At 69.2% G+C, this 13,352-nt stretch carries 16 protein-coding genes; 7 read left to right on the top strand and 9 right to left on the bottom strand.

Annotation, left to right across the window (positions count from 1 at the left end; genetic code table 11):
- From G3I65_RS20845 to G3I65_RS20820, 7 genes are all read right to left on the bottom strand, one after another.
- A partial coding sequence (locus tag G3I65_RS20845; protein ID WP_160697591.1) for a DHA2 family efflux MFS transporter permease subunit occupies positions 1-1,204 on the bottom strand: 1,204 nt, incomplete at its 3' end.
- Positions 1,205-1,346: 142 nt separating this feature from the next.
- Positions 1,347-1,658 carry a DUF1416 domain-containing protein gene (locus G3I65_RS20840; RefSeq protein ID WP_163046728.1) on the bottom strand — a complete coding sequence of 104 codons (312 nt, stop codon included), beginning with the start codon at positions 1,656-1,658 and terminating at the stop codon, positions 1,347-1,349.
- The gene (locus G3I65_RS20835; RefSeq protein ID WP_160697590.1) at positions 1,658-2,494 is read right to left on the bottom strand and encodes a sulfurtransferase; all 837 of its coding nucleotides are present in this window, start codon (positions 2,492-2,494) and stop codon (positions 1,658-1,660) included. Before G3I65_RS20835 ends, G3I65_RS20840 begins: the two co-directional genes overlap by 1 nt.
- Before the next feature lie 30 nt (positions 2,495-2,524).
- Positions 2,525-2,956, bottom strand: a complete 432-nt coding sequence (locus G3I65_RS20830; RefSeq protein ID WP_160697589.1) for a DUF4395 domain-containing protein — start codon at positions 2,954-2,956, stop codon at positions 2,525-2,527.
- Positions 2,957-3,036: 80 nt separating this feature from the next.
- Positions 3,037-3,132, bottom strand: coding sequence for a putative leader peptide (locus tag G3I65_RS59055; RefSeq protein ID WP_375336700.1), 96 nt, complete (start codon positions 3,130-3,132; stop codon positions 3,037-3,039).
- 84 nt (positions 3,133-3,216) lie between these two features.
- Positions 3,217-3,645: a thioredoxin family protein gene (locus G3I65_RS20825; protein ID WP_160697588.1), complete on the bottom strand. Its 429-nt coding sequence runs from the start codon at positions 3,643-3,645 to the stop codon at positions 3,217-3,219.
- Positions 3,646-3,658: 13 nt separating this feature from the next.
- Complete coding sequence (locus G3I65_RS20820) at positions 3,659-4,555, bottom strand: DUF2993 domain-containing protein (RefSeq protein WP_160697587.1); 897 nt, start codon at positions 4,553-4,555, stop codon at positions 3,659-3,661.
- Positions 4,556-4,707: 152 nt separating this feature from the next.
- On the opposite strand from G3I65_RS20820, the gene G3I65_RS20815 reads away from it, so the two are divergent.
- The 7 genes from G3I65_RS20815 to G3I65_RS20785 all read left to right on the top strand — a co-directional run bounded on the left by G3I65_RS20815 (position 4,708) and on the right by G3I65_RS20785 (position 11,023).
- A complete protein-coding gene (locus G3I65_RS20815; RefSeq protein WP_166640366.1) occupies positions 4,708-5,451 on the top strand; it encodes a response regulator transcription factor in 744 nt (247 codons plus the stop codon).
- A gap of 67 nt (positions 5,452-5,518) precedes the next feature.
- Positions 5,519-6,424, top strand: a complete 906-nt coding sequence (gene mshD / locus G3I65_RS20810) for a mycothiol synthase (protein ID WP_160697585.1) — start codon at positions 5,519-5,521, stop codon at positions 6,422-6,424.
- Between the two features lie 226 nt (positions 6,425-6,650).
- Positions 6,651-7,781 carry a phosphate ABC transporter substrate-binding protein PstS gene (pstS, locus tag G3I65_RS20805; protein WP_160697584.1) on the top strand — a complete coding sequence of 377 codons (1,131 nt, stop codon included), beginning with the start codon at positions 6,651-6,653 and terminating at the stop codon, positions 7,779-7,781.
- 194 nt (positions 7,782-7,975) lie between these two features.
- Positions 7,976-8,896 carry a phosphate ABC transporter permease subunit PstC gene (gene pstC, locus G3I65_RS20800; RefSeq protein WP_160697592.1) on the top strand — a complete coding sequence of 307 codons (921 nt, stop codon included), beginning with the start codon at positions 7,976-7,978 and terminating at the stop codon, positions 8,894-8,896.
- Between the two features lie 2 nt (positions 8,897-8,898).
- Entirely contained in the window at positions 8,899-9,819 is a 921-nt protein-coding gene (gene pstA / locus G3I65_RS20795; protein ID WP_160697583.1) for a phosphate ABC transporter permease PstA, read from the top strand.
- A gap of 10 nt (positions 9,820-9,829) precedes the next feature.
- Positions 9,830-10,606 (top strand): phosphate ABC transporter ATP-binding protein PstB, encoded by a 777-nt coding sequence (pstB, locus tag G3I65_RS20790; protein WP_160697582.1) that lies wholly within the window; start codon positions 9,830-9,832, stop codon positions 10,604-10,606.
- An 81-nt stretch (positions 10,607-10,687) separates the two neighbouring features.
- Entirely contained in the window at positions 10,688-11,023 is a 336-nt protein-coding gene (locus G3I65_RS20785) for a hypothetical protein (protein ID WP_160697581.1), read from the top strand.
- Between the two features lie 61 nt (positions 11,024-11,084).
- On the opposite strand, the gene phoU is transcribed toward G3I65_RS20785, so the two are convergent.
- Positions 11,085-11,750: a phosphate signaling complex protein PhoU gene (phoU, locus tag G3I65_RS20780; protein ID WP_160697580.1), complete on the bottom strand. Its 666-nt coding sequence runs from the start codon at positions 11,748-11,750 to the stop codon at positions 11,085-11,087.
- Positions 11,751-11,833: 83 nt separating this feature from the next.
- On the bottom strand, positions 11,834-13,240 hold the full coding sequence (locus G3I65_RS20775) for an LCP family protein (protein WP_160697579.1): 1,407 nt from the start codon (positions 13,238-13,240) through the stop codon (positions 11,834-11,836).
- Between the last annotated feature and the right edge of the window lie 112 nt (positions 13,241-13,352).

Below are 13,352 nucleotides of genomic sequence, written 5' to 3'. Positions count from 1 at the left end.
CGGCGTTGACCGTCGCCGACGCGATCCCGCTGCGGTGCCCCGGCAGCCCGGCGAGCCCGACGATGTTCGACGGCGTCACCGACAGCCCGACCCCGGCTCCCGCGGCCGCGAAGGCCACCGCGACCAGCCAGTACGGCGTCGAGCCGTCGAGGAGCAGGAACGCGAACGAGCCCGCCGCCGCGACGGCGTAGCTGACCGGCAGCAGCCGCTCGGCGCCGTAGCGGGCGGAGAGCCGGCCGGCGGTGAAGGCGGCGGCGACGTTGGCCAGCACGTACGGCAGCATCTGCACGCCCGCTTCGGACGCCGTCGCGCCGCGTGCCTGCTGCAGGTAGATGCCGATCAGGAAGACCGCCGGGTAGGCCGCGAACCCGAGGCTCCACGCGGCGAAGATGGCCACCGAGAACCGGGTCCGCGCGAACAGCCGCACCGGCAGCATCGGGTGCGGCACGCGCAGTTCGACCACGACGAACGCGATCAGCGCGACGAGCCCGACGGCCCCGGTGACCAGCACGGACGGGCTCGCGCCGAGCCGGCCGGCCTCGATCACGGCGAACGTCAGCAGGCCGATCCACAGCGCGCCGAGCACCTGCCCGGTCAGGTCGAGCGCGCCGTGCGCGGGGTCGCGGGATTCGGTGATCCCGCGGCGGCCGGTGAGCACGGCGACGAGCCCGATCGGCACGTTGACCAGGAAGATCGACGGCCAGCCGAAGGCGTCGGTCAGCGGGCCGCCGACGAGCGGGCCGAGCACGAGCGCGCAGCCGGCGACCGTGCCCCACAGGCCCATCACCCGGGCCCGGGCGGCGGGTTCCGGGAAGGCGTGCGCGAGCAGCGCGACGGCGCCGGGGATCACGGCGGAGGCGGCGAACCCCTGGACGACCCGGGCGGCGACCAGCCATTCGAGCGTCGGCGCCAGCGCGCAGCCGACCGACGCGACGGTGAAGACGGTCAGGCCGCTCAGGCCGCTCAGGTAGACGAGCTTGCGGCCGTAGCGGTCGCCGAGCGTCCCGCCGGAGAGGATCACGGCCGTGAGCGCCACGGTGTAGCCGTCGACGATCCACTGCAGGCCGCTGAAGCTCGCGCCGAGCGTCCGCTGCATGGTCGGCAGCGCGACGCTCACCACGCTGACGTCGAGCAGGGCCATGAAGCTGCCGAGGAAGACGGCGGTGAGCAGGCCGGTGCGGGTCGCGGGAGCGGTGAGGGTCACTTGAACAGGTTGCGGCTTCGACCCGGTTTCAGGTCAACTCCCGAGGTGTCGTCCAGCGGCCGCGCACGTCCTGGCCGAAAAGCCATGAGGGGCACCGCCACGGACGCGAAGTCCATGAAGGTGCCCCTCATGAAGAACGAACTCAGGCGACCGAGATCGCCAGCTGGTGCAGGCCCGGGCCGTCGGCGGTGACCGAAGCCTCGCCGTTGCCGGAGCGGTGCAGGGCGCGGACCGTCCAGTCGCCCGGCGCCGCGTAGAAGCGGAAGTCGCCCTCGGCCGAGGAGACCACCTCGCCGGTGAAGTCGCCGCCGCCGTCGAGGAGCCGGACGAACGCGCCGCCGACCGGCCCGTTCGCACCCGTCACCTTGCCGGCCAGCACGACCTGGCCGCGCGTGTCGTAGTTCGCGGGCGTGGCCTCCTGGACCGGTGCGCCGCAGCTGTCGTCAACCGCCATCACTTGGCTCCCAACTCGACCGGCACGCCGACGAGCGAGCCGTATTCCGTCCATGAACCGTCGTAGTTCTTCACGTCCTCGTAGCCCAGCAGCTCGTGGAGCGCGAACCACGCGATCGAGGAGCGCTCGCCGATGCGGCAGTAGGCGATGGTGCCCTTGCCCTCGTCGATGCCCTCGTCCTTGTAGAGCTCCTTGATCTCGTCCTCGGACTTGAACGTGCCGTCTTCGTTGGCGACCTTCGCCCACGGCACGTTCAGCGCACCGGGGATGTGACCCGGAACCTGGGACTGCTCCTGCGGCAGGTGCGCCGGGGCGAGCAGCTTGCCGGAGAACTCGTCGGGCGAACGCACGTCGACGAAGTTCTTCGACCCGATCGACTGGACGACCTCGTCGCGGAACGCGCGGAGGGTCAGGTCCTGGTCCTGCGCCTTGTATTCGGTGGCGGGGCGCTTGACCTCGTCGGAGTTCAGCTCACGGCCGTCGAGCTCCCACTTCTTGCGCCCGCCGTCGAGCAGCTGGACGTTCTCGTGGCCGTACAGCTTGAAGTACCAGTACGCGTAGGCGGCGAACCAGTTGTTGTTGCCGCCGTAGAGGATCACGCGGTCGTCGTTCGAGATGCCCTTCTCCGACAGGAGCTTCTCGAAGCCCTCCTTGGAGACGAAGTCGCGGCGCACCCCGTCCTGCAGGTCCTTGCGCCAGTCGAACTTCACCGCGCCCCGGATGTGGCCCCCGTCGTAGGCGGTGGTGTCCTCGTCGACCTCGGCGAACACGACGCCGGGGGTGTCCAGGTTCTCCTCGGCCCACTGAGTGGTGACCAGGACGTCTTCACGGCTCATGGAACGGACTCTCTTTCTGGGGTTGAACTTTCAGGACGCGCGGGCGGGGGTGAAGCGCTTGATGAGCAAGAACATTTCGCAGCCGAGGCAGAAGTCGAACGCCGCGTTGAGGAAGGCCGCGAACAACGCGAACGCGGTCGCGACGATGCCGAGCGGGGTGATCCCGGCGGCGAAGCCGATCGTGCCGGCCAGTGCGAACACGAACCCGACGGCTTGGGCGAACCGCAGCGGTGCCGCGTCCTCGCGCTCGTCGGTCGGGCCGAGGCGCGGGGCCACGAGGGTGCGGTACACGATCGAGTAGGGCGCCGGCTTGAGCCCGACGAAGGCGCCGATGGCGAACACGACGGTCTGGAACGCCAGCAGCGGCCACCACTGGGTGACCAGCACGACCGCGAGCACGATCGTGGTCAGGATGGCGGCGAACCGCGGGCCTCGCGGGTCGACGGCCGGTCCGGCGGACATGGATCCTCCAGCTGGAGCAGGGAGATTACGTGCGAACGGCACGCTTCAGCGGCATCAGGGCTGGCGGGGACGGGCGTGGTTCAGCGCCGGTCGGACGACGCGCGACACAGGCTGCTGCGGACGCGGCAGAGGTCTACTGCGCGTCGCTGCGTGAGGAATGTGCTCAGCCTGGTCACGGTGCGAGCGTACCCAGCTCTCCCTCAGAGTGGGAACCACGTTCACACTCTGGGAGAAATCCCAATCGGCGGGAAGGTCCCTGGTCAGGACGTCCGAGTCGTGAGATGGGGCTGCAACGCGGCCAGCAGTTCGGGTCCTTTGGGGACACCGCCGACGCGCAGCAGCTCCCGGCCGTCCGGGGTCAGCGCGATGGTGGTCGGCGTCCGCAGCACGGACAGCGACTGCGCGACCTCCGGCTGGTTCGTGACGTCGAGTTCGACGTGGTGCAGGCCCTCGGTCCGCTCGGCGAGCGGACCGAGGACGGCCTTCGCGTGCCGGCAGGGTGCGCAGAAGGTGGTGGAGATCTGGACCAGCGTCACGGCGGACGCCGGGTCGAGGGCGGCGGTGACGGGGCCGGGCAGTGCACGCGCGGCGGGCTTCGCTTCGCGCACACGCCCGTTGCGGGCCTTCAGCAGGACACCGACGGCCACGGCGGCCACCAGTGTCGCCGCGAGCACCCACAGTCCCGTCACCGCACCGCTCCTCTTACTTGCTCAGGTCCGCGAAGGACACATTGGTCGCTTCGCCCTTGACTGTGACCGATCCGCTCTGCACCCGCACGCCGGTCGGGGTGACCGACAGCGGCAGGTCCTTCGTGTTGATCGACGCCTTGAAGTTCGGCATCAGCGCCTTCTGCACCGCCGCGGGGACGACCGTGGTCTCCTGGTCGTTCCCGAACTGCAGTCGCTTGGGGACGAAGTTGATCGTCCCGCCCTTCGCGTCGGCTTCGATCATCGCGAAACAGAAGATTTCCAGATCCTTGCCCGCGAACTGAAGGTGTCCCGAAATGCGGACACCGGTGCTCGACTCGTCGACGGGCTGGCCGTCGGCGCCGGTCGTGGTGGTCGGCGCCGGCTCGCTCTGGCCGGAGTCCCCGTTCTCGACGTAGTCGGTGCTCGCCGGCTCGACCCGCAGGTCCTTGATCTTGTCCAGCGGCGAGAGGCGGGCCAGGTCGGCGGCCTTGATGGTGACCGAGCCGGTCAGCTCGCCGATGGTGATCGACTTCGTGTTGCCCGCCGTGAGGTCGGACAGCGGCGCCGAGACGTTCTCCAGCTCGGCGTTCACCGCGACGTCCTGGAGCTTGTCCGCGACCGGGAGGCCGGCGGCGGACACGCTGATGTGACGGTAGTCACCGCCGAGCGCCTGCGTGAGGAACGGGAAGCCGTGGATCGTCACCGACGGGTCGTCGGTCAGCTGGAGCTGCTCGCGCGCCTTCTGGGAGATCATGTGCTCGGCGAACGCGGCGGCTCCGAAATCGGCGCCGACCAGCAGCAGCACCAGGACGATCAGTGCGATCACCCAGCGCCGTGCCCGGCGTCCGCGGCGCCGCGCCTCCGGCGGCGGTCCGGGTCGGTCGTCCCGGGTCACGGGCCTGCTCACCATCGCGTCCGTACTCCTGTTCGTCGGGTCCACCGGGGTTTCTCCAGGTGTGATCGATCCAGCAAGGGTTAGGTACCGGGCGGTCGAGCCGCTATTCTCACTTAGCACCGAACAACGCCACCGTGCGGCGACGATTTGTGGAGGCGGTGCGGCTCATGAGCCTGGACCTTCTGGTGCTGACTGCGGAAGCCGACGCCACCTCGGTGTTGCCCGCGCTGGACCTGCTGCCGCACACCGTACGCGTCCGCCCTCCCGAGGTGACGGCCCTGCTCGACGCGGGCCACCGGGACGTCATCGTCCTGGACGCCCGCAGCGACCTGGCCTCGGCGAAGAGCCTCTGCCGGCTGCTCAAGGGCGCCGGTGAAGACGAGGCGGCCACGCCGATCATCGCCGTCGTCGGCGAAGGCGGCCTGGTGGCGGTCAGCGCCGAGTGGCGCACCGACGACATCCTGCTGCCGACCGCCGGCCCGGCCGAGGTCGACGCCCGGCTGCGGCTGGTCACCACCCGCGACGGCGGTTCCGCGCAGGTCGACGCCGAGCTGCGGGTCGGCGAGCTGGTCATCGACGAGGCGACCTACACCGCCCGCCTGCGCAAGCGCACCCTCGAGCTCACGTACAAGGAGTTCGAGCTGCTCAAGTACCTCGCCCAGCACGCCGGCCGGGTGTTCACCCGCGCCCAGCTGCTGCAGGAGGTCTGGGGCTACGACTTCTTCGGCGGCACCCGCACGGTCGACGTCCACGTCCGGCGGCTGCGCGCCAAGCTCGGCCCGGAGCACGAGCAGATGATCGGCACCGTGCGCAACGTCGGCTACAAGTTCGAGCGGCCGGCCAAGGGCGGCGCGCCCCGCCAGGCGGCCCCGGCCGAGGCGCCGGTGGAGACCCCCGAGCTCGCGCACTGACGCCGTCACACTTCCCAGGACGCGGTGAACGGCATCGCGTTGCTCGCCTCGCGGGTACGGTCGCAGGGTGACCGGTGAAGGCGAGTGGCGGCAGGAACTGGACGGCAAGCAGCTCGAGGACGTCCGGGGGCTGCTGCTGGCCGTCCGCGACGCCGACGGGCGGCCCGAGGTCGAACCGGACGGGCCGCTGCCCGGCGAGTTCGACGGCGGTGAGCACCTCGTCGCCTGCGTCGAAGGCGAGGTCGTCGGCTACGCGCACCTCGACACGACCGGTGACTCCTTCGGGCACCAGGTCGCGGAGCTGTTCGTGCACCCGGCCCACCGCAACCGCGGCTACGGCGCGAAGCTGCTTCAGGCGCTCGACGAGCGCGCCGCGGTCGGCTTCCGGCTCTGGGCCCACGGCGACCACCCCGGGGCCCGGCGGCTGGCGCAGAAGGCCGGCCTGGAGCGCAAACGAGAGCTGCTGATCCTCCACACTGACGTCAAGGGAGCGGACTGGCCGGAGCCGCGGCTGCGCGACGGCGTCTCGCTGCGCACGTTCGTGCCGGGCCAGGACGAGGACGCCGTGGTCCGGGTGAACGCGCGGGCCTTCGACTGGCACCCCGAGCAGGGCGCGCTGACCGCCGACGACATCCGCGCCGACGAAGCACGCGCCTGGTTCGACGCCGACGGCTTCTTCCTCGCCGAAGAGGCCGGGCAGGTCATCGGCTTCCACTGGACGAAGGTCCACGAGCCCACCCCCGGCCGGTTCGGCGGCGAGCGCGTCGGCGAGGTCTACGTCGTCGGCGTCGACCCCGCGGCGCAGGGCGGCGGCCTCGGCCGGGCGCTGACGCTGGCCGGGCTGCGGTACCTCGCGAGCCGCGGGCTGGGGCAGATCATCCTGTACGTCGAGGGCGACAACGCGCCGGCGCTCGCGGTCTACACCAAGCTCGGGTTTGCGCGTCACGAAACCGACGTCCAGTACGGTCGGTGACCACGGTGGACGCGGTGCGAACACCTCGTCACCGTGTGCGAACGCGCAGGTCACGGCCCGGACACGGCACCCTGTCGGGTTAGTAGCACTGCTCACATCCGGAGCCTTGTTCACTTTTCGTTCATCTGGAGAGGGGCGCCCGTCCACCGGCGCTGCCTAATGTCCGGATCCGTTGCGGCAGCACGCCGCGGCGACCCCGGTCAAGCTCCTGATGGAGGAAACAGCAGTGAAGATCATGCGGCCCCTGAGCGCGGTGGGCATCGTCGCGAGCGCCGCCCTCGTGCTCGCCGCCTGTGGTTCCGACCCCGCGGCGACCAACAGCAGCAGCTCGAACTCGGCTTCGGCGCCCGCTGCGACCGGCACCGCCGACGTGGAGTGCGGCGGCAAGACCCCGCTCTCCGCGGAAGGTTCGTCGGCGCAGAAGAACGCCATCGACATCTTCACGCAGCAGTACGGCAAGAAGTGCTCCGGCCAGCAGGTCAACTACAACCCGAGTGGTTCGGGCGCCGGCGTCAAGCAGTTCAACGCCAACCAGATCGACTTCGGCGGCTCGGACTCGCCGATCAAGGACGCGGACCTCGCGGCGGCCAACAAGCGCTGCGCGAGCGACGCGCTGAACATCCCGCTGGTCGTCGGCCCGATCGCGGTCGCCTACAAGCTGTCCGGCGTGGACAAGCTGGTGCTGACCCCGGCCGTGACCGCGAAGATCTTCAGCGGTGCCATCACCAAGTGGAACGACCCGGCCATCAAGGCCGTCAAGGGCAACGAGAGCCTGAACCTGCCGGACAAGGCCATCCAGGTCGTCTCGCGCGCCGACGAGTCGGGCACCACCGACAACTTCCAGAAGTACCTGGGCGCGGCGGCGAAGGCCGACTGGACCAAGGGCGCCGGCAAGAAGTTCAACGGCGGCGTCGGCAACGGTGCGCAGGGCTCCAACGGTGTCGCGACCGCGGTGAAGGCCTCCGACGGCGGCATCACCTACGTCGAGGGCGCGTTCGCCAAGGACGGCCTGACCCCGGCCCTCATCGACAGCGGCTCCGGCGGCGTCGAGCTCAACGCGGCGAACGTGGCGAAGTCCCTGGACGCGGCCAAGTTCCTCAAGGACGGCTCGAAGGACCTCGCGCTCGACCTCAACGGCATCTACGCCAGCAACACCCCGGGTGCCTACCCGCTGCTGCTGACGACCTACGAGATCGTCTGCTCGAAGTACGCGGACCCGAACGTCGCGAAGGCCGTCAAGGCGTTCCTGACGGTGGCGGCCACCGACGGCCAGCAGCCGCTGTCCTCGAAGGGCTACGTGCCGATCCCGCAGTCGCTGCAGACCAAGGTCCTGGACTCCATCAAGGCCATCTCCTGACCCGGCATTGCGACTGACACACGAGTGATAGAGGCTGGTCAGAAGTCCTGATGAGCGAGTCATCCTCGACGCGAACGCCCACCGGCGACCCCGGTGGGCGTTCGTCGTCCGCCACGACGCCCCCGGAGGTCCCGATTTCGGAGCAACCAGCCCCGCCGGCGGCGCCGCCGCCCGCGGGCGAGAAAGCGAAGAAGGTGCGGCCCGGTGACCGCATCTTCCAGAACCTGACCACCGGGGCCGGGATCTTCGTCGTCGCCCTGATCGGCCTGATCGGGCTCTTCCTGCTCATCCAGGCGATCCCGGCGCTGCAGGCGAACAAGGTCAACTTCCTGACCAACCACGGCTGGTCGACCAACGACCCGGCGAACATGTCGTTCGGCATCCTCGACCTGCTCGAGGTCACCGTGGCGACGTCGGTAGTGGCGCTGATCATCGCGATGCCGGTGTCGCTGGGCATCGCGCTGTTCCTGACCCAGTACGCGCCGAAGCGGCTCGCGCGGCCGTTCGCCTACATCGTCGACCTGCTCGCCGCGGTCCCGTCGATCATCTTCGGCCTCTGGGGCATCCTCGTGTTCGCCCCGGCGATCGAGCCGTTCACGAAGTGGGTCAACGACACGTTCTCGTGGTTCCCGCTGCTGGCGCCGGGCAACGTGGCGCCCAGCGTGCGCGGCACCATCTTCACCGCCGGCATCGTGCTGGCCGTGATGATCCTGCCGATCATCACGTCGCTGTCGCGCGAGGTGTTCGAGCGGACGCCGACGCCGCACATCGAAGGCGCGCTGGCCCTCGGCGCCACCCGCTGGGAGGTCATCCGCACCACGGTGCTGCCGTTCGGCAAGGCGGGCTACGTCGGCGCGTCCATGCTCGGCCTCGGCCGCGCGCTGGGCGAGACGATCGCGCTGGCCGTCATCCTGCTCATCCCGCAGGGCAAGAACTTCGACTGGAGCCTCTTCGACGGCGGCTCGACGTTCGCCTCGAAGATCGCCGCGAACTACAGCGAGTTCAACAACGAGGTCTCGGCCGGCGCGTACATCGCGGCCGGCCTGGTGCTGTTCGTGCTGACCTTCCTCGTCAACTTCGCCGCGCGGTCCATCATCGGCAAGAAGGGGGACTGAGCATGTCCACCACGACGCTCGAAGCTCCCGCCGCGACCCCGGCGTTCCAGCAGGTCAGCCTGGCCCGCAAGGTCAAGAACGGCGTCGCGACCACGCTGGTCTGGCTGTCGTTCCTGATCGCCGTCGTGCCGCTGGTGTGGGTGCTCTACACGGTCGTCGTCGACGGCATCACGCGCATCCCGTACAGCAACTGGTGGACCGAGGACTTCGGGGACGTGTTGTCCGACGAGGTCGGCGGCGGCGTGCTGCACGCGATCATCGGCAGCCTGCTGCAGGGTCTGGTCTGCGCGATCATCGCGGTGCCGATCGGCATGCTGGTCGCGATCTACCTCGTCGAGTACGGGCGGGGCGGCAAGCTCGCCAAGGCGACCACGTTCATGGTGGACATCCTGTCCGGTGTCCCGTCGATCGTGGCCGCGCTGTTCATCTACGCGCTCTGGATCACCACGCTCGGCCTGCCGCGCAGCGGTTTCGCCGTGTCGCTGGCCTTGGTGCTGCTGATGATCCCGGTGGTCGTCCGCTCGTCCGAGGAAATGCTGCGGATCGTCCCCGACGACCTGCGTGAAGCGTCGTACGCGCTGGGTGTGCCGAAGTGGAAGACGATCATGAAGATCGTGCTGCCGACGGCCCTGTCCGGCATCGTCGGCGGCGTCATGATGGCCCTCGCCCGCGTGATGGGCGAGACCGCGCCCCTGCTGGTCCTGGTCGGCTACTCGGCTTACACGAACTGGGACATCTTCAGCGGCGAACAGGCGGCGCTGCCGCTGCTGATGAACAACGAACGCGTCAGCAACCCGATGGACCCCGGCACGGTCGGCTTCGACCGCATCTGGGGCGCGGCGCTGACCCTGGTGCTCATCATCGCGCTGATCAACCTCCTCGCCACCGTGTTCGCGCGCCTCGTCGCCCCGAAGAAGAAGTGAGCTGTTCCTGATGGCCAAGCGAATCGATGTCAAGGACGTCGACATCTACTACGGCAAGTTCCACGCCGTGGACGGCGTCACCCTGTCCGTGCCGCCGCGCAACGTCACCGCGTTCATCGGCCCGTCGGGCTGCGGCAAGTCGACGGTGCTGCGCACACTCAACCGCATGCACGAAGTGATCCCCGGCGCCCGCGTGGACGGCCAGGTGCTGCTCGACGGCGAGGACATCTACGCGTCGTCGGTCGACCCGGTCCAGGTCCGCCGCACGATCGGCATGGTGTTCCAGCGCCCCAACCCGTTCCCGACGATGTCCATCAAGGACAACGTCGTCGCGGGCCTGAAACTGGGTGGTACCAAGGGAAAGAAGACCCTCGACGACGTCGCCGAGCGCGCTCTGCGCGGCGCGAACTTGTGGAACGAGGTCAAGGACCGCCTGAACAAGCCCGGTGGTGGCTTGTCGGGCGGCCAGCAGCAGCGTCTGTGCATCGCCCGCGCGATCGCGGTCCAGCCGGACGTCCTGCTGATGGACGAGCCGTGCTCGGCCCTGGACCCGATCTCGACGCTCGCGATCGAGGACCTGATCGGGGAGCTGAAGAAGGACTACACGATCGTCATCGTCACGCACAACATGCAGCAGGCGGCGCGGGTTTCCGACCAGACGGCGTTCTTCAACCTGGCCGGCGTGGGGCAGCCAGGCCGGCTGGTCGAGCTCAACGACACGGAGAAGATCTTCTCCAACCCGGATGAAAAGGCCACGGAGGATTACATTTCCGGCCGTTTCGGCTGAGTTGTCGTTGTCGGAGAAGGCCTTTCTCGCCGGCGCTCGGGGTCGGCGGGAAAGGCCTTCTTCTTTGGTTACTATTCTTCGGTGAGCACGAGAATCATCGCGCGCAACGCGACTTACGTTGTCGAAGCGGAACTGGGCTGCGCGATCGCTGGAGTGTCCGATGAGGACGGTGAGTCTGTTCTCCTGTTCCAGTGCGCGGTCGCGGCGCCCGATCCCGCCGAAACGGCCGCCGGCCGGGACAAGGTGCTGCATGTGATCTTCGCGGAGAGCGCTCTGGAGCCCTTGGGGCTCGCGGAAACCGACTTCGAGATCGTGCTCGATACCGATACCGCGGCGATCGACCGGTTTCGCGCCGGCCTGGCGCGCGTCTTCGCATACGGGCGCCCAGACGTCCGCCCGGTGCTGAGCGGCTTCTGAGTCGGGACCGGCACACGAAAAAGCCCCCGGTCGCGGCCGGGGGCTTTTTCCTTGCCTGGACTCAGATGTCGTCGTCCGAGCCGTAGCCCGGCATCTTGCCGGTGACCACGAAGATCATCCGCTTCGCGACCGACACCGCGTGGTCGGCGTACCGCTCGTAGAACCGGCCCAGCAGCGTCACGTCGACCGCCGCGGCGACGCCGTGCGGCCACTCGCGGTCCATCAGGACGGTGAACAGGTGGCGGTGGATGTCGTCCACCTGGTCGTCGTCGGTCTCGAGCGTCTTCGCCGCTTCGACGTCCTTCGTCTTGATGACCTGCTCGGTCGAGCGGGCCAGCTTGACCGCGACCTCGCCCATCTCGGCGAAGTACGGGCGCACGGCCTCGGGCAGCACCGGCTCGGGGTGGCGGCGCCGCGCGGCCTTCGCCACGTGCAGCGCCAGATCGCCCATCCGCTCCAGGCTTTCCGCGGCGTGGATCGCCGCGAGGACGGTGCGCAGGTCGGTCGCCACGGGCGCCTGGAGGGCCAGCAGGGCGTACGCCTGCTCCTCGCACTGGGCGCGGGCGTCGTCGACCTTCGCGTCGTCGCTGATCACCTGCTCGGCGAGACCGAGATCGACCTCCAGCAGTGCCCTCGTGGCCCGCTCCATGGCGTCGGCGACCTGGACCGACATGGCGGCCAGGTGGTCGGCGAGCTGTTCGAGTTCGACATGGTAAGCCTCACGCATGGCCCAACCCTACGGCCAACCGTGACCAAACACCGCATCGCCGGGTGAACCGCACGTGAACCCGGTCTAACGATCCTCGCGGATCAGCCCGTGGTGCTGCTCTTCTTACTGGTCGTGGTGCTCTTGGAACTGCCGGTCTTCGACTTCGACGTGCTGGTCGGCGGCGCCTGTTCGCTCGCCGGGACCGGCGCGTTCGGGTCGGGCAGCGGGGTGTTGTTGCGCAGCGCGTCGAAGAGGGCCTTCGTCTTGCTGCGGACGAGCACCTCGTTGCCGCGGGAGTTGGGCAGGCCGACCGTCGGCACGGTGAGGAAGGTGATCTTCGAGGCGTCGAGGCCCTTCATCGACTGCGCCAGCGTCATCATCTGCTTGACGCCGAGGTTGTCGCCGAAGGTGGCCTTCGCGAACGCGGTGATGAAGTCGCTGAGCTTGCCAGGGTCGAGCACGACGTCCGACGACATGACCTTCTTCAGCAGCGCGCCGATGAACTCCTGCTGCCGCTTGATCCGGCCGTAGTCCGACGTCGGGTCGCCCTTGACGTGCCGGGCGCGCACGAAGTTCAGAGCCTGGTCGCCGGAGATCGTGACGTCGCCGGTCTCCATCAGCACCTTGCCGAGGGTCGTGTCGTCGATCGGGGTCTCGTTGTGCACGGTGACCCCGTGCACGGCGTCGACCATCTCCTTGAAGCCGTTGAAGTCGATGCCGACGAAGTGGTTGATCCGCAGGCCGGTGAGCTGCTGGATCACCTTGGTGGTGCAGGGCGGCCCGCCGACCGCGTAGGCGGTGTTGAGCTTCGCGATCTTCTGCTCGGGGACCTTCTCGTCGGTCGTCTTGCTCTGCGCGGGATCCCAGCGCTGGCACTCGGGCCGGTCGATCTCGAGGTCGCGAGGGAAGGACGTGACGACGACCCGCTTCCGGTCTGCGGGGATGTGCGCCACCATCACGGTGTCGGAGCGCGCGCCCGGATTGCTGTCGGCGGTCCCGACGCCCTCTTCGGCGGAGGCGCCGTCGCGGGTGTCGGAGCCGACCATCAGGAAGTTCTCGTCGTTGGCCTGCGCGTCGGCGTCCTGGATGTCGGCGGAGTTCTCGTCGAGCGCGGAAACCTGGGTGAACTTCGCGTCGAAGTACGTCTGGGCGCCCCACGCGCCCCCGATCCCGAGGAAGACGAGCCCGGCGACCACGGCCGCGGCGATCCGCCCGAACCGCACCGAGCGCTCGATCTTCCGCGCCTTCTTCTCCTGCAACCGAGTCTGCGCGGCCTGCTCTTCGGAGACGGCTTCGCTTTCGCCCTGCGGCGTGGCGGTGACCACGCGCTGAAGGGCGGTGCGAGTGCTCTCGAGGATCGACGCGGGCGAGAGGCGCTCACGGCGTTCACGCCGCTTCGCTTCTTCGGCTTCCATCTCGTCGTGCGCGGCGGAGAACCGGGCGAGCGTGTGATCGATCTTGCGCCGGTACTGGGTCGCCTCGTCGATCGCTTCCATCTCATCGGTCATGGTGAGCGGATCGAGCGCGGCCCGCGGCGGAACCCCGGGCGTCGCCGCGTCGGGCGCGCGCCGGGGTGCCGGACTGTCGGCCGCGATGTCGTCCGGGCCGGACGCAGGGCGC

The sequence above is a fragment of the Amycolatopsis sp. SID8362 genome (genome assembly GCF_010550475.1).
In the GTDB taxonomy this organism is placed as follows: Bacteria; Actinomycetota; Actinomycetes; order Mycobacteriales; family Pseudonocardiaceae; genus Amycolatopsis; species Amycolatopsis eburnea.
This window is presented reverse-complemented; position numbering and strand designations above follow the sequence as displayed.